Below are 23,595 nucleotides of genomic sequence, written 5' to 3' on the forward strand. Positions count from 1 at the left end.
TCGACGGTATGACCGTCGGGTCGGTGAGCAGGTGGCCGCCCGCAGCGCTACACCGCACGAGCACCGAACTGGTGCTCGCCAGGCAGCCCACCTGCTGATCAACCTCCAGCCGATCCGCCAGGCCAACACGCCCGAACCTCAATCGCTCCCAAGGTCGTAAGCGCACTTGCTGGTTGTCTCGTTCAACGGGACAGTCAGGCAGTTGTCTCGTTCAACGGGACAACCGGCGACCGCGGATGGCCACTCCAGACGGACACGACCGCCCCTCCCGCCCCGCCAATGCCAGACACCAGATGGCCTCCGTCTCTGAGCGAGACAGCTCGGGGCGCCGGACTTCGACGAGTCCCGCGCCCCGACCTGCTTGCTGCGCCGATCTATCCGGCCGATGCGCCTTGCGCATCCTGGATCGTGAAGTGCTGCGCCGCCTTCACGCCCGCCTGAAAGCGGCTGACCGAGCCGAGGTTGCGCAGCAGCGCGGCGATGTGGCGGCGACACGTGCGCACCGACATCCCGAGCCGCCGCGCGACCACCTCATCGGTGTAACCCTGCGCCATCAGCCTGGCGATAGCGCGCTGAAGGTCGTCGGCGACCTCGTTGGCGTATCCCGGCTCATCGGACGCGAACGTAGCGGCGCCTTCCCAGAGTTGGTCCACCATGTCCACCAGGAACCCGACCACGTCCGCGTCGCGCACCCGGCGGGCGGTGGGCCGGCCCCCGTCGGTGGGCAGGCTGAGGATGATCGCGAGCTCCCGGTCGAACACCGCTGCGGCCTGCGGGACCAGGCTGACCGTGCGGATCTGCGCGCCGTAGTCCAGCAGCCGCTTGACTCGGGCGCGGGCCGCGAAGTCGGCGCGGCAGCGGTGCGGAAGGACGAAGCGGGACTCGACGCCGCAGTCCAGCGCGCCGGCGCAGGACTCGAACAGCTCGTCAAGCAGTTCCTCGTCCTCGTGGCCGGGCCGCAGCACCACCAGTTCCCGCCGGCAGACGTCCGCGGCCAGCTTGAGCAGGCCGCGGATTTCCGCCACGCCTTCGAAGACGTCCACCGCGCCGCCGTGCGCGGCCTGCCCGCCCGGACCCGCGAGAGCGGCGATCCGCTCCTGCAGCCGGTCGGCCAGGTCGCGCCGCCGGTACATGGCCCGCTCCGCCGGGGCGACCAGCAGCGCGGCCGCGGTCTGCGGTGCGACCGGCACCAGCACGCCGCCGGGACCCGCGTCGGCGCGCAGCAGGCGCAGTTCGACCAGTTCGGCCACCGCGCCGAACACGGTGCGCGGCGGCAGACCGAGGTCCCGCGCAACCGTGCCGAGCGCGTTGGGCGCGAGCGACCCCGCACGGGCCGCGTACTGGTACACGTCGATGAGATGTTCGTCGACGCTCCCGCCGGCCGCGGCGCGGCCGTAGGTCGTGGGCGTCCAATCGATGACCGAAAGGGCATCGGTCGACATCTGGCTCCCTCCCCGAGAACGCTGAAGTCTTAGAGCATTCGCGCGTTGATCGCGCGTTACCGATTCCCACAGTGCTGCACGCGGCCATCACGTCACACTCATCGCCTCAGCCGTCCCGGTATTCACGCTATCGGTCGGCTATCGAACGTGTGTCCGGGCTGGACTGCCCGGCGGCGGGCCGCCGGGCACCGAGAGCGGGCCGATGGCGAGTCGAGAGGAAGCGGTGGTCGAGTCGACTCGGCGGCGGAACCGACCCCCGCCGGGCGATCGGCCCCGAGCGAAAGGGAGAGCAGTGAGCCTCACCGACACCGAAATCCCCAGCCGGTTCCTCGAGATTCTCAAGCCCCACCTGCCGTATGCCGGCAGCGACGACCTGGCGCCGACCGACGATCTGGCCGCGCTCGGCCTGGACTCGATGGGCGTGGTGCGGCTGCTGGTCGACCTCGAGGAGAACTACGAACTGGACCTTCCTGACGAGCTGCTGACCGAGGAGACCTTCGCGACGGTCGGCTCGCTGTGGGCGACCGTGGCCGGGCACGTCGGCGCGGAACGGGTCGGCGGTGAGTGACCCAGCCGCGCGTGCCCAGGGGCGCAGGCCGCCGATGACCCGGGTCGACCGGCTCATCGGGTGCGGTGATCTGGACCGGCCGGCGGTGACTTACGCGGCCGAGACGGTTAGCTACGGGCAACTGGCGGACCGGGTGGCTCGGGCGGCGAACGGCCTGCGCGCGCTCGGTGTCCGGCGCGGCGACCGCGTGGCGATCTACGCCCAGAAGCAGATCGAGACGGTGGTCGCGCTGTTGGCCGTGTCCGCGGCCGGCGGGATCTTCGTGCCCGTCAATCCGCTGTTCAAGGCCCGGCACCTGGCGCACGTCGCGGCGGACTGCGGTCCTCGGGTGCTGATCACGACGGCTGAGCGGCTCGACACCGTGCGCGCGGCGCTGCCCAAGGACACCTCCGTGGAGACGGTGGTGCTGATCGGCGGCCCGGGGCGGGACACGGCGGCAGCCGAGGGCGCGGCGGAGCGCTTCGAGGTGATCGGCTGGGCATTTCTCGCCGAGAGTGCGCCAGATCCGGTACCTGACGGCGAATCAGTCATCGACGCGGATCTGGCCGCGATCCTCTACACCTCCGGCAGCACCGGCGGCCCCAAGGGTGTGGTGCTCTCGCACCGCAACCTGATCGCCGGGGCCGAGAGCGTGGCGCACTATCTCGACCACACGGCCGAGGACACGATCCTGGCCCCGCTTCCGCTCAGCTTCGACGCCGGGCTGAGCCAGCTGACCATCTCGCTGATCGCCGGGGCGCATGTGGTCCTGGCCAACTATCTGCTGCCGCGCGACCTCGTGCGATTGTGCAGCCAGCACGCGATCACCGCGATGACGTGCGTACCGCCGCTGTGGATTCAGCTGGCCGGCCAGGAATGGCCGCAGCAGGCAGCCGGTCGGTTGCGTTATTTCGCCAACACCGGCGGCCGGATGCCCGCGGCGACGCTCGCGCGGCTCAGGGAGCTGTTTGCGCAGGCGAAGCCTTACTTGATGTACGGGCTGACCGAGGCGTTCCGCTCGACTTATCTCGACCCGGCCGAGGCGGACCGCCGACCGGACTCGATCGGCAAGGCGATTCCGAACACCGAGATCCTGGTTGTGCGGCCGGACGGGACGCCCTGCGATCCGGGCGAGCACGGCGAACTGGTGCACCGTGGAGCGCTGGTGGCGCAGGGCTATTGGAACGACCCGGAACGGACAGCCCAGCGTTTCCGCCCGCTCCCGCAGGCCGCGATCGCGGTCGGCACAATGGGGGCGGCCGCGCGCCCGGAACTCGCGGTCTGGTCCGGGGACACCGTGTACCGGGACGAGGAAGACTTCCTCTACTTCGTCGGCCGAGCCGACGAAATGATCAAGACCTCCGGGTACCGGGTCAGTCCGGCCGAGGTCGAGGAGGCCGTCTACGCGACCGGCTTGGCGACCGAGGCGGTCGCGCTCGGCGTCGGCGACGAGCGGCTTGGTCAGCACATCGCGCTGGTCGTATCCGAGCCCTGTGACGCCGCGCTGCTGCGCAAGGCACTGGCCGCGGAACTACCCAACTACATGCAGCCGCAGCGGGTCCTGGTGCTGCCGCAGCTGCCCAGGTCGGTGAACGGGAAGTTCGACCGAGTCGAGCTGCGCCGGGTGGTGTCGCAATGAACAGGGTTGCGGCGACTGACCGCGTGGTGAATAGGCGCGTGATGGACGCGTTCGACTCGGTGGAAGGGCAGCTCGCGGTCGGTGGCATCCCGGCGCGGTTGCTGGCACAGCGGGTCGGCAGCACTCCGTTCTTCGCCTACGACAGAGACCTGATAAGCAGCCGCGTCGCGACGGTACGCGCGGCGCTGCCGGATGGCGTTCACCTGAAATACGCGGTCAAGGCGAACCCGATGCCCGCTCTGCTGCACCATCTCAGCGCTCTGGTCGACGGCCTCGACGTCGCGTCAGCCGGTGAACTGCGCCACGCGCTGGACACGCCGATGCCCGCGGCCCGGATCAGCTTCGCCGGGCCGGGAAAGACCACCGCGGAACTGACGCAGGCGGTCGCGGCCGGAGTGCTGGTCGAGCTGGAATCAGAGAACGAACTTGCCAGGCTGCGCGAGGTGGCCGCCCGGCTGGGCACGCGGGCGCGGGTCGCGCTGCGGATCAACCCGGACTTCGCGATGCACGGCTCCGGGATGCGGCTCGGCGGCGGCCCGCAGCAGTTCGGCATCGACGCCGAGCGGGTCCCCGACCTGCTCGCCGTACTCGCCGCCGCGCCGGAGACCGACTTCCAGGGCTTCCACGTGTTCGCCGGCTCGCAGAACCTGCGGGCCGAGAGCATCTGCGAGGCGCAGCGCGCGACCGTGGCGATGATCCTCGGGCTCGCGGACGCCGCGCCCGGTCCGATCCGCTATCTCAACCTCGGCGGCGGCTTCGGTATCCCTTACTCGCGTAAGGACGAGCCGCTGGACCTCGGGCCGATTGGCGAGAACCTGCACAAGCTGATCGAGCAGCAGCTCCGGCCCGCGCTGCCGCAGGCGCAAGTCGTCATCGAGCTAGGCCGTTATCTGGTCGGGGAGGCGGGCGTGTACGTGACGCGCGTCGTCGACCGCAAGCAGTCCCGCGGCAAGACCTACCTCGTGGTCGACGGCGGAATGCATCACCAGCTGGCCGCGTCCGGCAACTTCGGCCAGGTGATCCGGCGCAACTACCCGATCGCGGTCGCGAGCAGGTTCGGCGGCCCGCAGCGCGAGGACTGGGACGGCGAGCCGGACAGCGAGCGGGAGAAGGTCACCGTCGTCGGCTGCCTGTGCACGCCGCTCGACTTGCTGGGCGACGGCGTGGAGCTGCCGCCGGCCGAAGTCGGGGACCTGATCGCGCTCTTCCAGGCCGGAGCGTACGGCCTGACCGCCAGCCCGACCGCGTTCCTCGGCCATCCGCCGCCGGTCGAAGTACTGGTCTGACCGCGCTCATCTCCACTGCGCTCAACTCACTGCGCTCATCTCAACTGCGCTCGTCTGAGGAGGCGAACCGGAATGGAGACCCTGCGACAGGGGCCTGACTTGTACTTGGTCACCCGGGACGGCGCCCGCGCCGCGCAGCCGCCGCATGGTCTCGGCGGCGCTGCGGACTCCCGCGCGGCCGGACGCACCGAGCCGCCGTTCCGCATCCTCGGGCCGCTGGAGGTGCACGGCGACGAACCGGTCGCGGTCACCGCGCGCCGGCAGGAAGTGGTCCTGGCGCTCTTGCTGCTGAGCGCCAATCAGGTGGTGCCGCTGGAGACGCTGATCCATGGTGTCTGGGGCGTCACCCCGCCGACGACGGCGCGCGCTCAGGTGCAGACCGCCGTTTCGGTGTTGCGCCGCTCACTGGCGCGCGCCGGGCTTGGCGAGCGCGTGCGTATGCGTGGTCCCGGCTACAGCGTCGACGTCGCGCCCGGCGAGCTGGACCTGCATGTGTTCGACGACCTGATCACCCGGGGAAGGGCGGCGAGCCTGGCCGGGCGGCCGGAGGTGGCCCGCGCCGCGTTTCGCCCGGCCCTGGCCCTCTGGCGCGGAGAGCCGCTGGCCGGGGTGGAAAGCGACGAGGTGGCGGCGCGCCTGGTGCGCATCGCGGATCGGCGGGTCGAGGCGCTTGAGGAGTGCATCGACGCGGAGTTGCGACTCGGCCTGCACCGCGAAGTGCTCGGCGAGATCAGAGCTCTGGCCGAGGAGTATCCGCTGCGCGAGCGTCCGGCCGGTCAGCTGATGCTGGCGCTGTGCCGCTGCGGCAGGCAGGCCGAGGCCTTGGCGGTCTACCAGCAGGTCCGCCGGACCTTCGTGCGGGAGCTCGGGCTGGAGCCGAGCGCGCAGCTGCACCGGCTGGAGCTGGCCATCCTCAACGGCTCCGGTGAACTCGAACCGCACGGCGGCGCTGTCGAAGCACCGGCCGTCGTCGGGTCGCCCCCGGCACCCCGCATGCTGCCGGCCCGCACGCCGGACTTCACCGATCGCGGTGGAGCGCTCGCGGCGCTACGGCGCCGCCTCTCCGCCGAAGGCGACGGCGACCGGATCCAGATCGCGGTAGTCACCGGCTGCGGCGGAGTCGGCAAGTCCGCGCTCGCCGTGGAGGCCGCGCACGCACTGGCCGCCGAATTCCCGGACGGCCAGCTTTACGCCCGGCTGACGCCCGGCGGCGATGGCCCGGCGAGCGCCGCGGATCTGCTGGAGCGGTTCCTCCACGCGCTCGGCCATCGCGGCGAGGCGGTTCCGGCGAATCTCGAGGGCCGAGCCGCGCTCTACCGCAGCGTCATCGCCGATCGGCGCCTGCTCGTCGTGGTCGAGGACGTGACCGACGAGACCCAATTGCGGGCGCTGATACCTGGCACGCAGTCCTGTCGGCTGATCGCGACGAGCAGAGCCCGCCTGGCCGCGCTGCCGGGCGCCACGGTTGTCGAGATCCCGGTGCCGGACGCGCTTGAAGCCGTGCGGATGTTCGCGGCGATGGCCGGGCCGCAGCGCGTGGCCGCTGAGCCGAGCGAAGCCCTCGACCTGGTCGAGCGGTGCGACCGGCTGCCGTTGGCACTGCGCGCCGCGGCGACCCGGCTGGCCGCCCGCCCGCATTGGGATCTCGCGCAACTGACCGCCAGGCTCACCGACGATCATCGGCGGCTGGACGAGCTGACCCAACCGGGGCTCGACGTGCGCGGCGCGTTCCGCGACTCCTGCGAGGCCCTTTCCCGCCCCGCCAAGCTGCTGTTCGGCCGGATGGGCGCGCTACCCGCGGCGAGCCTCGGGGCCTGGGTCGCCGCCCCACTGCTCGACATGGAGGCGCGAGCCGCGGCCGAGGTGCTGGAGAACCTGGTCGACGCGCGGCTGGTGGACGTGACCGAGGGCGACGGCCAAGGCCCGCGATACCGCTTACGTGATCTGGCCAGGCTCTACGCGCGGGAGCGACAGTTCACTGAGGAGGGCGAGGACGAGCGCGACGCGGCGTTGCGACGACTGCTCGGCGCTTGGCTATTCCTGTTGGACGAAGCCAGCGCGCGGCTCGGCGGCGCTCCTGGCGGCGGACTTTATGGCGGCGCACTGGGCGGCGGCAATGGCGACGCGGCCCGCTGGCCGATGGCGGCGTCGATGGCTGACGCCCTGCTGGCCGACCCGGCGGGCTGGTACGAGCGCGAGCGCGGCGCGCTGCTCGCGGTGGCAGGCCAGGCCGCACGCTGCGGCGAAGCAGAGTTGTGCTGGAACCTCGCGATCGCCGCGGCCGCGCCGGCCGCCGCACAGCTGCGATACGACGACTGGCGCACCAGCCACGAGCAAGCCCTGCGCGCCGTACGCGCGGCCGGTGATCGGCGCGGCGAGGCCGTCCTGCTCGCTTCGCTCGGCGCCCTTGATCTCAACGAGCACCACCATGACCGGGCCGCCGCGCGGTTGAGCCTGGCACTGAACGCACTGGAGCGACTAGGCGAATCGCGCTGGCGTGACGCCGCCGCACGCACTCTGCAGGCGCTAGGGCCTCTTCGTGGCGAGCCGCCGCAAGGGCTTCCCGAAGCTAGGGCACCGCGCCGCGACTCTTCGATGGCATTGACCGGGAGATGACCGTGACAGACACCGCATACGACTCCGCGGTCGCGATCGTCGGCATGGCCGGGCGTTTCCCCGGCGCCGCGGACGTCGACCTGCTCTGGCGCAACCTGCTCGCCGGGGTGGGCGGGCTGCGCACGATCAGCGATGACGAGTTGGCGCGCGCCGCAGTAGCACCGGAGGCCGCGGCCGACCCGGGTTACGTGCGCGTCGGCGGGCCGGTAGAAGACATCGACCTCTTCGACGCCGCGGTGTTCGGTTTCAGCCCGCAAGAGGCCGAGGCGATGGAACCGCAGCATCGGCTGTTCCTCGAATGTGCCTGGGAGGCGCTGGAGCGCGCGGGCTACCGGCCGACGCAGCCGGAGGGCAGCGTGGGTGTGTTCGGGGGCTGCGGCTTCCCTGACTACATGGTGCTCAACGCGGCCAGGCTCGCCGGCGATCCGGCCACGGCGCGTATCTTCGCCACCGGCAACGAGCGCGACTCGCTCACCTCTCTCGTCTCGTACAAGCTCGGCCTGCGCGGGCCAAGCGTGACGGTGCAGACGTTCTGCTCGACCTCGCTCGTCGCGGTACACATGGCCTGCCAAAGCCTGCTGACCTATGAATGCGATATGACGCTGGCCGGCGGCGCCTACCTGCCGTTGCCGCAACCGACCGGATACCGCTACGAGGAAGGCGGCATTCTCTCCCCGGACGGCCGGGTGCGCAGCCTGGACGCCGCGGCCAACGGGACCGTGATGGGCTCGGGCGCGGCCGTGGTGGCGCTCAAGCGGCTCTCCGATGCTCTCGCGGAGGGCGACGTGATTCACGCGGTAATCCTCGGATCGGCGGTGAACAACGACGGCCAGGAGCGCGCTGGATACGCCGCGCCGGGTGTCGAGGGGCAGGCCGCCGTGGTCGAGGCGGCTCTCGCGGTCGCCGGGGTGAAACCACAGTCCGTGGGCTACGTCGAATGCCACGCTGTGGGCACGCCGCTGGGCGATTCGATCGAGCTGGCGGCGCTGCGCCGGGTGTTCCACACCGCGCCGCCAGAGCCGTGCGTGCTCGGGTCGATCAAGCCTCTGATAGGTCATCTGGACCGCGCATCCGGGGTCACGGCCCTGATTCGGGCGGCTTTGTGCGTGCGCGAGGGGGTGCTGCCGGGGACGCCCGGCTTCGCGACGCCGAACCCGGCGCTGGCGGCCGCCCCGGACCGGTTCGTGGTGCTGGCCGAGGACCGGGCGTGGCCGCCCGGGGACGAGCCGCGCCGCGCCGGGGTCAACTCCTTCGCGGTCGGCGGCACGAATGCGCACGTGGTCCTTGAGCAGCCGCCGTCACGAACGCAGCGTAAGCCATCGAAGGGTCCGTACTTGCTGACGTTCTCGGCTGCGGACTCGGCCGCGCTGGACGCGCTGACCAGGCGACTGCGCGAGCACCTGTCCCGGCAGCAGGGCGAAGATCTGGCCGACGTCGCGTACACGCTCCACCTGTCGCGAGGTCGTTTCGCGCTGCGCCGGGCGGTGGTTTGCCGCGACTATCAGGATGCTGTCGCAGCGCTGGATGACCCGGGTCGCTGGATCGACGGCGAGGCACGGCGGCGCGACCCTCGTGTCCGAGTGGCGGCGCAGGGCGCGGCCACGGACCCGTGGTGGACGCGGCTCGCGCTAGCCTCCGCGGCGCTGCTCCCTGGTGACAACGCGCAGACCAATCAGGGCACTGTCGACCGCGACGGTGCAGTTGCTGTGCTTACCCGCGCGCTTACCCGGCTCGGCGTGCGCATCGTAGACGCTCCGGAAACCGCTGCCGGGGCCGAAACGGTGCTCGCCGTGCCGGGCAGCGAGCCCGCCGATGTCTGGGTTCTGACGACTCTGGCACGGCTGTGGCAGGCCGGGGCGCCGATCGATTGGCCGGCTCTCCACGGAAGTGACGCGCGCCGCGTCGAGCTGCCGACATATCCCTTTCAGCGGCGCCGGTTCTGGCTGGACGCCGCGCCCGCCGAACCAGATCAGCGGTCTGCTGCCGCGCGGTGGCAGCGCGGCACACCGCCGGTCGCGGATCTCGACGCGCGACTGCGCGCGGCCGGTCCCTGGCTGGTGCTGGCCGACGAGGAGTGCGGCGAGGCGCTGGCCGAGCGGCTGGTGCTGGCCGGCGCGGAGGTCTTCACCGTGCGCCCGGGCGAGGGCTTCCGGGAGGAGGACAGCGGCGAGCTCACCGTGTCCCCCGCCGATCCCGCCAGCCTGTCCGAGCTACTGCGCACGATGCTGGTGGTGCCGCGCACGATCGTGCACGCGCTGAGCCTCGCCTCCCCGGAGGGCGCCGGGATCGAGCGCTTCGAGGCGGAACTGGACCGGGGCGTTCGCGGCGGCGTCGCGCTCGCTAGGGCGCTGGCCGAGTACGAGGCCGGATTCGCCGAGCATGGCGAGGAACTGCCCGCCATCGACGTGGTGCTCCTGACCTCGGCGGCGGTGAGCGTCACCGGCGCGGACCCCGAGCACCCCGAGCACGCCGCACTCGCAGCCCTCGCTCCAAGCATCAACGTGGGCGGCGCGACGATCGTCGGCCGACACATCGACGCGGCCGATGACGCGGACATCGATCTGGTGCTGGCTGCCTCGATCTGCCGGCACGAGGGACCGCGCGCCGTGCGCGGGCAGGAAGCCTGGCTCCTGCGTGGAACGCGACCGCCCTCGCCTGACGACACGTCAGCCCTCGCGGAGTCGACCGCACCCGGCTCGGCATCCGTGGCTTCATCCCGCTCTGGCCCCGGCGTCGGAGCCGGGGGTCCACGGCCTCGGCCCTCGCTCGCGACCGCGTTCGTCGAGCCCTCACCTGGTCCCGAGGAGACGGTGGCGCAGCTCTGGGCCCAGGCACTCGGCCTGGAGCGGGTCGGCGTGGACGACAACTTCTTCGAGCTCGGCGGCCGCTCGATGACCGCCGTGCAACTCGCCCAACGAGTCGGCGCCGAACTCGGCGCCGCACTGCCGGTCACCGCGCTGATCGAGCAGCCGACCGTGCGCCTGCTGTGCGCGGGCCTGACGCCCGGGACGGCAGCTGCGACACAGCTCGTCCGCACGACGCGAACCACACAGACCGCGCAGACCAGCCAGGGAGGGAACCCATGAGAGAACCCGAATACCTCCGCGATGTCAACGGCTTCGTGCGGCGCGAGCTGCTGGGCCGGGAAGCGCAGCTCGACTCGCTCGCCGAGGCTCCGCTGCCGCTGTACGACCGCTTCGCCGAGACCGGCCTGATGAACTGGTGGCTGCCAAAGGAGCACGGCGGCCTGGGCCTCTCGCTCGAAGAGAGCGTGCGGATCGTCGCGGCGCTCGCCTACGGAGACGCGGGCGTGGCTTTCACGCTGTTCATTCCGGTGCTCACGACCAGCATGGTCGCGTGGTACGGCTCGGAGACGCTCAAGGAGCAGTTCCTCCCGAGGCTGGTGGCCGGCAACGGATTCGCCGCGACGCTCGGCAGTGAGCACGAGGCGGGCAGTGAACTGGCGCGCATCGGCACGACGGTGCGCCGCGACGGCGACTGGCTGGTGCTCGACGGCGCCAAGGCGTTTTCCACCGACACCGGTTTTGCCCAGTTCCTCGTGGTCATCGCGCGCTCCGCCGACGATCCGGACCAGTACTTGGCGGTGCTCGTGCCGCGTGAGACGTCGGGTGTGACCGTCGAGAAGCGCTGGGATGTGATCGGGCTGCGCTCGTCCGCGACGTATCAGGTCGCGCTGCGCGGCTGCCGGGTGCCCGCCGGCAATGCGCTGCATGGCCACGGGCTGCGACTGCTGGAGATCGGCTTGAACGCCAGCAGGATCCTGATCGCGGCCACCGGGCTCGGGATCGCGCGCCGCATCCGCGACCTGTGCATGGACTACGGCAAGACCAAGTCGGTCAAGGGCGCGCCGCTCGCCTCGAACGCGATCTTCGCCGGCCGGCTCGGCCAGTTCGAGATGCAGATCGATGTGATGGCGAACCAGTGCCTCGCGGCGGCCCGCGAATACGACGAGGTCGCGGCGCGGCCGGACGCCGCCGAGGAGTTCATGCGGCAGGGCGCGCTCAAGTCCGCGCTGACCGCGAAGATGTTCTGCGGCCAGGCCGGATGGCAGATCGCGGCCGCGGCCTCGGAGATGTTCGGCGGCGTCGGCTACACGCACGAGTCGATCATCGGCAAGCTGGTGCGTGACATGCGGTACGTCTCGATCGTCGAGGGCGGCGACGATGTGCTGCGGGACCTGGTTTACAGCCGCTACGTGGTGCCGGTCTCCAAGCGGTCCTGACCGCGCGATGCGCCGCGACCGATCCGGTCGCGGCGCATCGCGCTGTTCAGCGGCCGCCCAACCCGCCGAGGCATTGGTCAGTGCCGGTCCAGCGCGGCCCTGATATAGGCGTGCGTCAGGTTCGGCTGTTCGAGCACTGCGAAGTGGCCGCCGGTGAACAGGTGCTGCTCGAAGCGCCGGGTGGTCTGGTCACGCCACCCGGACACCGACTGGACGTCGGCGCGCGGGTCGTGCGTGGCGGCCAGCGCCGTGATCGGCACGTCGAGCGGCGGCTGCGGCGCGTAGCGGTAGTTCTCCTTGATACTGAAGTCGGCCCGGAACGGCGGCAGGATCATCCGCAGCACGGTCGGGTCGGCCAGCATCCAGCCGGGCGTTCCGCCGAGGCCGCGCAGCAGTTCCACGATCTCGGCGTCGGACAGCTCGGAGACCCGCACGCTCTCGGCGCTGCTCAGCTGCGGAGCCGAGCAGCCGGAGACGATGAAGTGCACTGGATCCGGGCCGCCGCGGCGGCGGATCTCCCGCAGCAACTCGAAGCCGACGAGTGCGCCAAGGCTGTGCCCGTAGACCGCGTAGCCGGCCTTGGAGCCGCCCCCGCTACGGCCGCCGCCCTCGCGGGCAAGGATCGCGTCGGCCAGCTCGGCGACGAGCGGTTCCATCAGCCGGTGTGGCGTGTCGCGCAGCCTGGTCTCCCGGCCGGCGGGCTGGACCGGGCAGATCGCCGCCCGGCCCGCCCGGCCGGTCCACGCCCGGTACGTCGAGGCCGAACCGCCCGCGTGGGGCAGGCAGTACAGCCGGACGTCACCTTCCGGGATCTGGAACGGGAACCACTTGTCCAGCTCACCGGGACAACCTGCGGCCGTGGCGGTGGCGGTGGCGGCAGTGACAGTGGTGACGGTGGTGACGGTCACTCCTCCTCCACCACCAGGGTCACGTACGCCGGCGGCTCCTGCGCGGTGGCGGGATCCACGGCCAGCACCACGTGCGCGCCGTCCCGCTCTACCTCACGGAATCCGCTGAACGCGTAAGTGATCTGCATCATCCGGTTGCGGCCGGTCTCCACCATGTCGGCGCGCAATCCCGCCGCGGCCTGGTGCGCCCGGCGCATGATGTAGCCGAGCAGCACCGAGCCCACGCCGCGCGACATCACCCGGCAGGACATCAGCAGCATGTTGAGATGCCAGTGCGGTTCGCCCTTCTCGACCAGCGCGAGGCCGATCTTCCCGTAGGAGCCGAACCGGTCGGTCAGCGTCGCCACCAGGAGCAGGTGGTCGGGCGACTCGCGTAGCGCGTCCAGTTCGTCGTAGGAGTAGGTGCGGCCGGTGGAGTTGAGCTGGTTGGTGCGGATGGTCAGTTCCTCGGCGCGCTGGAGGTCCTCGCGCCGCGCGGGCGCGATGGTGAAGGTCATCTCCAGGCTGGCCAGGAATTCCTCGCCGGTGCCGACGAACCCCGCCTCCACGTCATCGCGAGTCAGCTGGCTGCGATACATCGCGCGCCGCTGCGATGACTCGTCCGAGATGAACCGCGGGCTGAACTCCGCCCGGGTCAACGCCTGGTCGATCTCGGCCGCGTCCACACAGGTGACCTGCGGCAGCTCGTGCCCGACCTCGGCCAGCTCAAAGGGCTGATCGTCGACGAAGGCGAAGGCGTCGAGGCCGAGGTTCAGTTTCGCGGCGATCTGCTTGATCGACTCCGATTTGGCGTTCCAGCCGATGCGCGGGTAGAGGAACCACTCCTCGAGGCCGAGGGCGCGCAGCTTCTCCAGCGCGATGTCCGGATCGTTCTTGCTGGCGACGGAGTGCAGTACGCCCATCGCGTCGAGCCGCCGGATGTGCTCGACGACGGCGGGGCGCACCGCGACCTCGCCGTCCTCGAGCAGGACACCGTCCCACAGCGTGTTGTCCAGGTCCCAGACCACGCATTTGATCCGGCCCTGCGCCGGCTTCGCGGGCAGAGCGGACGCCGCGCCCACGGGCGCGGTGCCTTCGGCGACTGCGGATACGGCCCCTGCTCCCACTTCGACCGCTTCGATGACCCGGCTCACGGCGTCCACTCCCGGAATGCCTCGCCGGCGATGGTGGTGCGCTGGATCTCGGTGCTGCCCTCGATGATCTCCATCACCTTCGCGTCCCGGTAGTAGCGGGCAACCGGATAGTGCGCACTGCACCCGTTGGCCCCGTGGATCTGCACCGCCTCGGCGGCGTGCTTGGCGGCGGCGGTGGACGCGAAGTACTTCGCCACCCAGGTCGCCATGATGGTCGCCGGGTCCCCGGCGTCCTTGAGCCGGCCGGCCTCGGCGCACAGCAGCCGCGCCGCGCGCACGTCCGTGACCATGTCGGACAGCTTCGCCCGGATCAGCTGCATGTCGCGCAGCAGCGTCCCGCCGACCGCGCGCTCGCTCGCGTAGGCGGTGCTCGCGTCCAGGCTCGCCTGAATGATGCCGACCGATCCGGACGCGACGCTGTACCGGCCGAGGTCGAGCGTGCCGGTGAGCACCATGCCCGCGGCGAAGGCACTCGGTCCGAGCAGCGCCTCCGGGCCGAGCACGACGTCGTCGAACTCGATCTCGGCGAGCATGGAGGCGCGGGTGCCGAGCATGTCGTGGATGGGCGTCACCCGCACGCCGGGCGTCGCCCGCGGCACGAGCAGCGCGACGATGCTCGACTCGGTGCGCGCGAAGACCAGGAACAGATCGGCGCGCTGACCGTTGGTGGTCCATTTCTTCGTGCCGCGCAGCAGCCAGCCGCCGCGGTGCGGGGTGGCCGTGGTGGCGATGCCCGCCGCGTCACTGCCCGCGCCGGGCTCGGAGAGGCAGAAGGCACCGAGCACGCGTCCCGCGGCCAGTTCCTCGGCCCATTGCTCCAGCTGATCCGGGCTGCCCCAGCGGTTCAGCGCCCAGCTGAGCATGGTGTGCACGGTCAGCAGGCTGCGCACGGACGAGCAGCCGCGCCCGACCTCCTCGTGGATCTCGCCGAGGGTGACCATGTCCAGGCCGCGCCCGCCGAGGTCGATCGGCAGGAACGGCGCCCACAGGCCCGCCTCGCCGATCCGCTCCAGCGTCTCCTCGGGGATCACGCCCTGCCGGTCCCAGGCATCGGCGTGCGGCGCGATGTGCTCCTGCACGAAGGCCCGCGCCGCCGCCCGGTCCACCGCGACGGCGGCCCGCGGCGGGGCCGCCGTCGCGAGGGGTGCCACCGGGTTACCCGACCGCGACCGCGGACCGGCACCGGTCCACGAGCGCGGTCATCGCCTCGACGGTGCGGAAGTTCTCGATCCGCAGCTCGTCGTTCGGGAGGGTGAAGGCGAAGGTCTTCTCCAGGAACATCACCAGCTCCATCGCGAACAGGGAGTTGATGTAGCCGAGCGAGAATATGTCCTGCCCGGGTTCGATGCCGGCCTGCGGGAACCGGCCCTCGATGAACTCAAGGATCCGGCCGTCGACGGTCTGTGCCATGGTGCTCGCCTCAGCTTTCGTAGTTGTAGAAGCCACGGCCGGTCTTCCGGCCGTGCAGTCCGGCGTCGGTCATCTGCTTGAGCAGCGGGCACGGCCGGTACTTGCTGTCGGCGTAGTGCTCGTAGAGCACTTCGACGCTGTAGAGGATCGTGTCGACGCCGATCAGGTCAGCGGTCTCCAGCGGGCCCATGGGGTGGCCGAAGCAGCCTCGGAAGACCTCGTCCACGGCCTCGGCGGTGGCGACGCCCTCGTGAACCAGGTACGCGGCCTCGTTGACCGTGAGCATCAGGACCCTGTTGGAGACGAAGCCGGAGGAGTCCTTGACGTCCACCGCGCGCTTGCCGATGCCCGCGAGCAGCTCTCGCGTGCGCTCGACGACGTCCGGCGTGGTGTGGAAGCCGGGGATCAGCTCCACCACCGGTTTGGCCGGCACCGGGTTCATGAAGTGGACGCCGACCACGCGCTCGGGGTGGCGGCCGACCGAGCCGACCTTGGTGATCGGGATCGCCGAGGTGTTGACGATGATCACCGCGGCCGGGTCGCAGACGGCGTCGAGTGCTTCGTGCACCTCGCGCTTGATCTGCCAGTTCTCGGTGACGTTCTCGATGACGAACTCGGCCTTGGCGACCGCCTCGACGCCGACCGCGGTGCTGATGCGGGCCAGCACCTCGTCGGGATCGAGGGCCGGTCCGCCGGTCAGCCTGCTGAGCCGGCAGTTGCGGGCGATGGCGGCGCGGGCCTCGTCGAGGATCGACTCCTGCGTGTCGACCAGGATCACCTCGTGCCCGCACTGGGCGAGGTTCTGCGCGACCCCGACGCCCATGACGCCGGCGCCGATGACGCCGATGACGCCGATGACGGTCATGACCTCTCCGTTCTGTCTCGGTTGTGCTGTGTGGCGGTGGCTTGCGGCTGCATCTGTGTGTTTGTGAATCAGCGCCTGCGGCGCCGGGCAGCCGCCGCTTTGAGGGCGGAGCGGCGCAGTTCGGCCTGTGCCTGCGCGTCGTCGTCCCGGGGCGCGGGCTCGGCCGTTCCCTCGGTTCCCGCGTCGACGATCTCGGCGAGTGCCGCGACGGTGGGCGCCTGGTGCAGGATGTGCGGGGGCAGTTCCGCGTCGGTGAACGCCCGGCGCAGGGCGGCCAACAGGTTGATTCCGAGCAGCGAGTTGCCGCCGAGTTCGAAGAAGTTGTCCAGCGCGCCGATCCGATCGAGCTTGAGCGATTCGGCCCACAGCGCCGCGATCGTCTCCTCGGTGTCGCCGGACGGCTCCTGATATGGCGTCACCAGGTCCGGGCGCGGATGGCGGTCGAGGGTGTGACCGCCGGTCGGGGCGAGCGCCGCGTCCACGGTGAATCCGGCGCTGAGCCGCACCATGGCCGACAGGTCCTGAGTGGAGGCGAAGAGCCGCGGCTCGCCGCTGCCGAGCGCCCGCAGCAGGGTTCGCCAGCCCTCGTCGAAGGAGATGCCGAAGGCCGCGCGGTGCTCGCGGAAGAAGGCCCGCAGGCCGTCGTCGAAGCCGCCGAGCCCTTCGTCCCAGCCGTTCCACACCCACTCGCCCCAGTCCACCGACAGGACCCTGCGATCGGGGGTCGCCCAGGCGGCGGCGAAGGCGGCGAGGAAGGCGTTGGCGGCGCAGTAATCCACCTGACCGGGACCGCCGCCGGTGGCCGAGGTCACCGAGGAGAACAGGGCGAGGAAGTCGAGCGGGATCTCGTCGCTCTCGCCCAGCCGCAGCGCGCGGGCCAGTGCCCGGGTGCCGGCCACCTTGGGCGCGAGCACCAGCTCGCCGTCCTCTGGCCGCTTGAACTGGATCAGGCCGATGCCGGGCACGCCCGCGGCGTGCAGCACGCCGTGCAGGGCGCCGAATCTGGCCTGCGCCTGCTCGACGGCGCGGCGCGCGTCCTGCGGGTCGGTGATGTCGCCGACCACGATCTCGACCTCGCCGCCGAGCGCGACGATTTCCAGGGCGCGCGCCACCCGGCCGCGACTGCTCTCGTCGACCGCCTCGGCGCCGGAGGCGATGGCCTCCCAGTGCGCACGCGGCGGCAGCCCGCTGCGGCCGAACAGGACCAGCTTCGCGCGGCAGGAGCGGGCCAGGCGCTCGGCCATGGCGAGGCCGATGCCGCCGAGGCCGCCGGTGATGAGGTAGACGCCACCCTCACGCAGCGACGTGCTGGGAACCTGGGCTGTGCCATTGGAGGCTGTGTCATTGGCGGCTGGGTCATTGGCGGCTGGGAGGTCGGGCGCGATGACGCTCTGATAGTCGCAGGCCCAGCGCCGAGCGCCGCGCAGCGCGATGGTCCGCTCGGTCCGGGTCCGGCGCAGCTCGGCGACGATCGCCGCCGGATCAGTGCGCTGCTCCGCGTCGATGAGGCGGGTACTGACCGTGGGGTATTCAAGCGGAATGACAAGCGCCGGGCCGACGAGCGTGGCGGCCGCCGGCCGCACTTCGCCGCCGCCGAGCACATCGTGTGCGCCCGAGGTGACGATATCCAGCGCCCAGCCCTCCATGCCCAGTTCCCCTGCCGCGCGGGCGAGGGAGACCAGGGTGTGCAGGCCGAGCGCGACGGTCGCCGCGTCCTCGTAGTCGTGGCCCGGCTCGTCGCGGTAACCGGAGGCGCCGTCGTCATCTTCGCCGGCTGCGGCGATCGCTGCCGTTTCCGCGGCAGTCGGCTCGTCAAGCGTCCACAGATGCACGACGCGCTCCGGCCATCCCGCGCCGGCGCGCAGATCGCGAAGCAGGTTCAGCGCGTCGTCGGTACTGCCGGGCCGCAGGGTGTAACCGGCCGGCCCCGCCGCATAGGCCGTCGCGGGACGTACGACGGTGACGTCTGCTCCGCTCCAGGCGGCGGCGCGGCGCAGTTCGGCGAGTACGCGGTCGGCGGTGCCTTCACGGGCGAAGACGAGCCAGGAGCCTGATTGCCGCTCGGCGGCCGGTGTCGCCGGAAGCTGACGCCAGACTGGCAGATGGAGCCATTGCTCCTCCGGAAGCCGCGGGATGCGGCCCACGTCGGAAAGCGTGCCGGTGCCTTCCGCCGGGAGCGCCGAGGTTGCGGCGCCGCGCACGGCTGGCTTGTCCGCCTCGATCCAGTACTTCTGCCGCTGGAAGGGATAGGTGGGCAGCGGAATGCGGCCGGGAGCGGCGACGGCGTACACCTCGGCCGAGCCGTCACGCCTACCGTGATAGGCGGTCCAGTCGATCTCGGCGCCGATAAGCCAGAGCCGGGCCAGGCAATCCGCAAGAGTCTCGTCGGCCGGGCGCGGGTCGGTGCCGGCCGGGAGCGTCGTGGTGATCAGCGGCCAGCGCTGCGGTGGGCAGCCGGCCGCGCGAAGCAGCGCGCCAAGCGAGGGACCGGGGCCGATCTCGACGAGTGCGAGCTCGGGGTCGGCGAGCAGCGCGTCTGCGCCCGCCGCGAACTGCACCGTCTCGCACATGTGCCGGGCCCAGTAGGCCGGGTCGCGTACGAGCGCGGGGTCGGCCTGATGTCCCGTCACATTGGACAGGTACGGCAGCTTCGGCGGGTTGAGGCTGATGTTGGCCGCGATCCAGTCGGTGAGCGGCGCGGCGACCTGGGCCAGCATGCGCGAGTGGAAGGCGTGCGTGGTTTGCAGCGGGCGGCAGGCGATCTCGCCCTGTCGCAGCTCGGCGAGCAGCGCGTCCATCACGGCCGACGGACCGGCGACGACCACCGTCTGCGGGCCGTTGACCGCGGCGATGTCGAGCCCTCGTTCCCGGATCCGGAAGCGGGTGCGCAGTTCCTCGGCGCTGAGCGACACCGCGGCCATCGCTCCGCGCTCGACGCCCGAGATCAGCGTCGCGCGGTGCACGACGAGTGCGATCGCGTCGCCGAGCGAGAGCACGCCGGCCAAACACGCGGCGACGTATTCGCCGAGGCTGTAACCGAGCATCGCGGCGGGCCGCAGACCCCAGTCCATCAGCGTGGCCGCGAGCGCGTAATCGACCGCGAACATGAGCGGCTGGACGATCTCCGTACGCTGCAACGCCTCGGCGCGCGGGTCGGATTCGGTTGCCCGTCCGAGCAGCGCGGCCAAGCTGGCGCCGCCGCCGCGCGGTCCGGCGAGCAGGTCAGTGAGCCCGGCTACGTCCGGAACGTCTGCTCCCTCCGCGCGCAGCGACGAAGCGATGCGGCTGAGGCAGTCGTCGAGTCGGGCGCGGAACGCCGGTTCGCGGCGGTAGAGCTCGCCGACCATGCCCGGGTACTGCTCCCCCACTCCCGCGAGTAGGAATGCCACCGGACGTTCCTGTGTCGCTTCAACTCGGGAGGCGGGAGCGGCGCCGTCCACTCGGGTCAGCACGTTGACAGCGCCGCCGAGCTGCGAGGCGACCACCGCGCGTCGGTGCTCGAAGGTCTTGCGGCCGACCTGGAGGGTGTACGCGACATCGGCGAGCCGCGTGTCCGGGTGCGCCGCGAGGTGGTCGCCGAGGCGCTGGCAGGAGTCGTCGGCCGCAGCCTCGGAGCGCGCGGACACCGGCAGCACTTGAAAGCGGCGCGAGGTGGCGGGATCCTCCGGACGGTAGGTCGGGCGGCGCGGCGGTTCCTCGACGACGACGTGCACGTTGGTGCCTCCCATGCCGAGCGAGTTGAGGCCTGCGATGCGTGGCTCTCCGGCGGGGGCGGCCCAGGTCTGCAGCCGGTTGTTGACGTAGAAGGGACTGTTGGCGAAGTCGATCTCCGGGTTCGGCGTCGTGAAGTGCAGGGTTGGCGGAATCAGACCCTCGCGGGCCGCCAGCGTCGCCTTGATCAGGCCGGCGGCGCCGGCGGCCCGGTCGAGGTGGCCGACGTTGGTCTTCACCGAGCCGATCGGGCAGTACTGATTCGTCGGCGTCGGCCCGAACGCCCGGGTGAGCGCAGCCACCTCGATGGGGTCGCCGAGCCGGGTGCCGCTGCCGTGCGCTTCCACGTAGCCGACCTGCTCGGCGCGCACCCCGGCATCGGCCATTGCCTCGGCCACCACCTTGGCCTGGCCGACGAGGCTAGGCGCGGTGTAGCCGACTTTGAGCCCGCCGTCGTTGTTCATCGCGCAGCCGCGGATGACGCCCCAGACGTGGTCGCCGTCGCGCAGCGCGTCGGAGAGCCGTTTGAGCAGAACGACGGCTGCTCCGTCGCCGAACATCGCGCCGCGTGCCTTGGCGTCGAACGTGCGCACGTGGCCGTCGGGCGACTCCATGCCGCCTTCCTCGTAGCGGTGCCCGCGCTTATCGGGAACCCGGATAGAGACGCCTCCGGCCAGCGCCATCTCGCAGTCGCCGTCGCGCAGCGCACGCACGGCCAAGTGGGTTGCGACCAGGGAGGTCGAGCAGAAGGTCTGCACGGCCACGCTCGGTCCGTGCAGGTCGAAAAGGTACGAGACCGTGGTGGCGAGGGCGTCTTTCTCGTTGCCCATCGCGATCTCGAACTGGCTCACGTCGTCGCCGAGGCGGTCGCGGATGCCGAGAAGGTAGGTGCTGATGTGGGTGCCGCCGTACACGCCCACGCGGCCGCGGTGCTCTGGGCGGCAGTAGCCGGCCTGTTCCAGTGCCTCCCAGCAGACCTCGAGGAAGAGTCGCTGCTGCGGGTCGGTCAGTGCGGCCATGCGGGGGCTGATGCCGAAGAACCCCGCGTCAAAGCCCGCGATGTCGTCGAGGACCGCGCGAGCGGGCACGTAGGCGGGGTCGCGAAGGGTTTCGGGTTCGACGCCGGCCTCGATCAGTTCCTCGGGTGAGAAGAAGGTGATCGACTCGACGCCCTCGCACAGGTTGCGCCAGAACTCGCCGACGTCGCCGGCGCCGGGGAAACGTCCGGACATGCCGACGATGGCGATCCGCCGGTCGCTCTGCCAATCCGGTGCGGTCCCCGCGAAAGTGTCCCGCTCAGCGGGACAAACCTCCGAGACCTGATTCACCGGCGCGAGCGAGTTGTCCCGCTCAGCGGGACAATCTTCCGGCACCCGACCCATCGGCACGCGCGCCTCCGACTGCTGCGAGTTGTCCCGCTCACCGGGACAAACTTCCGAGACCTCGCTCACCTGCGCGGATGCCCCACCCTGCCCGTCGATGATCGCGCCCAGCGCACGCACACTCGGCGCCTCGAACACCGTCACAGTCGGCAGCGAAACGCCGAACCGCTGCTTGAGCAGCCCGAGCATCTGCGGCACCAGCAACGAGTTGCCGCCGAGGTCGAAGAAGTTGTCGCGGGTGCCGACCGGCTCCACGCCGAGCACTCCGGCCCACACCTCCGCCAGCTCGCGCTCGGTGTCGGTGATCGGCGGGGTATATGGCTGTGGCAGTTCCGGCCTCGCGAATCGCATTCCGGGAGCCACCAGCGCCGCCACGGTTTCCATCGCCGCGGTCCCCGCCGGCGCGGCGACGCGAGCCCGCGGCAGCCGATCCGCCAGTCCCCCGGCCGCGATGACGACCGACGCCCGGCCGCAGGCGATGCTGCGATCGAAGGCAGCCAGCGCCTCCTCGTCGCTCATCGAATGCGCGACGAGGGATGCGCCGATCGCGCCCCCAGCGATCCGGCTCAGCGTGCAGGTCCAGGTGTCCCACGCCGCGCTGATCCAGCGGACCTGCCCGCCCTGCGCCTGGCTCGCGACAGCGGCGAGCGCCGCGTTGGCGGCGGCATAGCCGCCGAACGTCACACCGCCGAGCAGCGCGGACGTGGATGAGAACACGTGGCACCACCGGGGCGCCTGCACCTCGGGCAGCTCAGCGAATACCCGCGCCAGCACCTTCGCGCCGCCGACCTTCGCGTGCAGGTGCGAGGCGACGCTTCGCTCGTCCAGGTCGGCGAGCGAACGGAAAGACTCCGGCGCGGTCTGCGCGGCGGCATGGATCACACCGTCGATACGGAATTCGGCGAACAGCGCACGCATCGCAGCCGAGTCGGTGACATCAGCGCGCGGCACGTGCACTTGGGCGCCGAGCTCACGCAACCGGTTCACCGCCGCACGGCGCGGATCTGACGGGTCGTCGGGCAGGCCGCCCCGACTACTCAGCACCACGGCGCCCGCACCCCTGCGTATCAGGTGCTCTGCCAGCGTCAGACCGATATCGCCGAGTCCGCCGGTGATCAGGTAAGTCTCGCCACGCAGAACCACCCGCGCATCGCGCGAGTCGCCGGCGTCATCGGCAGAGGCCGTCGCGTAACCGGATGCGTATCGGGTTCCCGCGCGGTAGGCAACCAAGAGGTCGGCAGCAGGAGCGCGAAGCTCGTTGAGTAAGGCGTCTGCGGCGTCCGCGATGGAGCAGGCCGAATCCAAATCGATGCCGCGCACGTCAAGGCTCAGATATTCCTGGGCCGCGACGACGGGCAGGACCGCGACAGCCGCCTGAGCCGGATTCGCCCGCTCGCCGCCGAGGACTTCGTGACCGCCGCGAGTGACGAGAAGAACCTGAACACTTTGCGCGCCAAGGCTCCCCCACCGCGCCAGCGAACGCGATGCGGCGAGCACGGCGCCCAGTTCATCGCGCTCTTCCACCGACATGAGGTCAACGATCGTGAGCGTTCCGTCCGCGTCTGGCAGCGCTTCGCCGTCCAGTTCCTCGGCGGATCGGGCCACGATGACCTCGACCCCTTCGCCGCGCAGTCGTTGCGCCAGCGCGTCAGCGATGCCACGCGCATCGGCGAGCAATACGAATCGACCAGACAGCGTCGAAGCACCCTGCATCGCGGACTCGGGCTCAGTCCAACGGCGTTCCAGCAACTCGACGCGCTGAGCCGCGCTGTCCCCAGACTCCTGCTGCTCCTGTCGCTGCGCCGTTGACTTTGCGGCGGGCTCGGGCCAGAAACGCTGGCGCTGGAATGGGTACGCGGGAAGCTGGACGATCCGGCCACGGCAGCCGCGTACCGCGTCCCAGTCCAGTTCGACGCCGAGTTCCCAGAGCCGACCAAGAGTCGCGAGCAGGCGTGCCGCTTCGCTCTCGCCAGCTTCCGGCAGGGCGTTGAACACGACTGGCCCGTGCGCCCCATCCGAGCCGCTTATCAGGGTACGAGCGCCGTCGCCGCCAGAGCCGAGTTCGATGCACACCTGCGCGTTCGCTGCTATGCGGTCAGCCTCGTGGCTCCAATCCGCAGCCACAGCCACAGACGTAGCCACAGATGTAACCACAGACGTAGCCACACCGTCCTGCGCACCGCCTGTGCTTTCGGCCGCTGAGCGCAGCGCGTCTTCGAGGTTTCGCTCACCCGTCAGGACGCCAGCGACCAAGGCGCCGACGCCGGTTCCGAGCACCAGGTGCGCAGTGACGCCGCGCCGCTCCATCGCCCGGGCCAGCGCATATTCGACGACGAATACCGACAGCTGCTTCGACCCAGCGTCCACGACACCGGCACCGGTGAAATGCGGGCGCAGGTCGGTTCCGAAGTGC

Annotated in this window: 13 protein-coding genes; 6 read left to right on the top strand and 7 right to left on the bottom strand. The window is 71.0% G+C overall.

Going from position 1 to position 23,595, the window contains the following annotated elements:
• Positions 1 to 374 precede the first annotated feature (374 nt).
• A complete protein-coding gene (locus VN779_RS07355; protein ID WP_325721474.1) occupies positions 375 to 1,442 on the bottom strand; it encodes a helix-turn-helix transcriptional regulator in 1,068 nt (355 codons plus the stop codon).
• 292 nt (positions 1,443 to 1,734) lie between these two features.
• On the opposite strand from VN779_RS07355, the gene VN779_RS07360 reads away from it, so the two are divergent.
• From VN779_RS07360 to VN779_RS07385, 6 genes are all read left to right on the top strand, one after another.
• A complete protein-coding gene (locus VN779_RS07360; protein ID WP_325721476.1) occupies positions 1,735 to 2,010 on the top strand; it encodes a phosphopantetheine-binding protein in 276 nt (91 codons plus the stop codon).
• Positions 2,003 to 3,628: an acyl-CoA ligase (AMP-forming), exosortase A system-associated gene (locus tag VN779_RS07365; protein ID WP_325721478.1), complete on the top strand. Its 1,626-nt coding sequence runs from the start codon at positions 2,003 to 2,005 to the stop codon at positions 3,626 to 3,628. Before VN779_RS07360 ends, VN779_RS07365 begins: the two co-directional genes overlap by 8 nt.
• Before the next feature lie 41 nt (positions 3,629 to 3,669).
• Complete coding sequence (locus VN779_RS07370) at positions 3,670 to 4,914, top strand: pyridoxal-dependent decarboxylase, exosortase A system-associated (protein WP_349260689.1); 1,245 nt, start codon at positions 3,670 to 3,672, stop codon at positions 4,912 to 4,914.
• 72 nt (positions 4,915 to 4,986) lie between these two features.
• On the top strand, positions 4,987 to 7,530 hold the full coding sequence (locus tag VN779_RS07375; RefSeq protein WP_325721482.1) for an AfsR/SARP family transcriptional regulator: 2,544 nt from the start codon (positions 4,987 to 4,989) through the stop codon (positions 7,528 to 7,530).
• Positions 7,531 to 7,532: 2 nt separating this feature from the next.
• The gene (locus VN779_RS07380) at positions 7,533 to 10,616 is read left to right on the top strand and encodes a beta-ketoacyl synthase N-terminal-like domain-containing protein (RefSeq protein WP_325721486.1); all 3,084 of its coding nucleotides are present in this window, start codon (positions 7,533 to 7,535) and stop codon (positions 10,614 to 10,616) included.
• Positions 10,613 to 11,773 (top strand): acyl-CoA dehydrogenase family protein, encoded by a 1,161-nt coding sequence (locus VN779_RS07385; RefSeq protein ID WP_325721488.1) that lies wholly within the window; start codon positions 10,613 to 10,615, stop codon positions 11,771 to 11,773. The genes VN779_RS07380 and VN779_RS07385 overlap by 4 nt, the downstream gene beginning before the upstream one ends.
• A 77-nt stretch (positions 11,774 to 11,850) precedes the next feature.
• Here VN779_RS07385 and VN779_RS07390 read toward each other — a convergent pair whose 3' ends face one another.
• From VN779_RS07390 to VN779_RS07415, 6 genes are all read right to left on the bottom strand, one after another.
• Positions 11,851 to 12,681, bottom strand: a complete 831-nt coding sequence (locus VN779_RS07390) for a thioesterase II family protein (RefSeq protein ID WP_325721490.1) — start codon at positions 12,679 to 12,681, stop codon at positions 11,851 to 11,853.
• Positions 12,678 to 13,742 (bottom strand): HAD-IIIC family phosphatase, encoded by a 1,065-nt coding sequence (locus tag VN779_RS07395; RefSeq protein ID WP_349260690.1) that lies wholly within the window; start codon positions 13,740 to 13,742, stop codon positions 12,678 to 12,680. The genes VN779_RS07390 and VN779_RS07395 overlap by 4 nt, the downstream gene beginning before the upstream one ends.
• A 68-nt stretch (positions 13,743 to 13,810) precedes the next feature.
• The gene (locus tag VN779_RS07400) at positions 13,811 to 14,965 is read right to left on the bottom strand and encodes an acyl-CoA dehydrogenase family protein (protein ID WP_325721494.1); all 1,155 of its coding nucleotides are present in this window, start codon (positions 14,963 to 14,965) and stop codon (positions 13,811 to 13,813) included.
• A 4-nt stretch (positions 14,966 to 14,969) separates the two neighbouring features.
• Positions 14,970 to 15,224 carry an acyl carrier protein gene (locus VN779_RS07405; protein WP_325721496.1) on the bottom strand — a complete coding sequence of 85 codons (255 nt, stop codon included), beginning with the start codon at positions 15,222 to 15,224 and terminating at the stop codon, positions 14,970 to 14,972.
• A 10-nt stretch (positions 15,225 to 15,234) separates the two neighbouring features.
• Positions 15,235 to 16,080: a 3-hydroxyacyl-CoA dehydrogenase family protein gene (locus VN779_RS07410; RefSeq protein WP_349260692.1), complete on the bottom strand. Its 846-nt coding sequence runs from the start codon at positions 16,078 to 16,080 to the stop codon at positions 15,235 to 15,237.
• Positions 16,081 to 16,157: 77 nt separating this feature from the next.
• Positions 16,158 to 23,549, bottom strand: coding sequence for an SDR family NAD(P)-dependent oxidoreductase (locus tag VN779_RS07415; protein ID WP_325721503.1), 7,392 nt, complete (start codon positions 23,547 to 23,549; stop codon positions 16,158 to 16,160).
• Between the last annotated feature and the right edge of the window lie 46 nt (positions 23,550 to 23,595).

This window comes from Actinocrinis sp., assembly GCF_035605935.1.
GTDB lineage: Bacteria > Actinomycetota > Actinomycetes > Streptomycetales > Catenulisporaceae > Actinocrinis.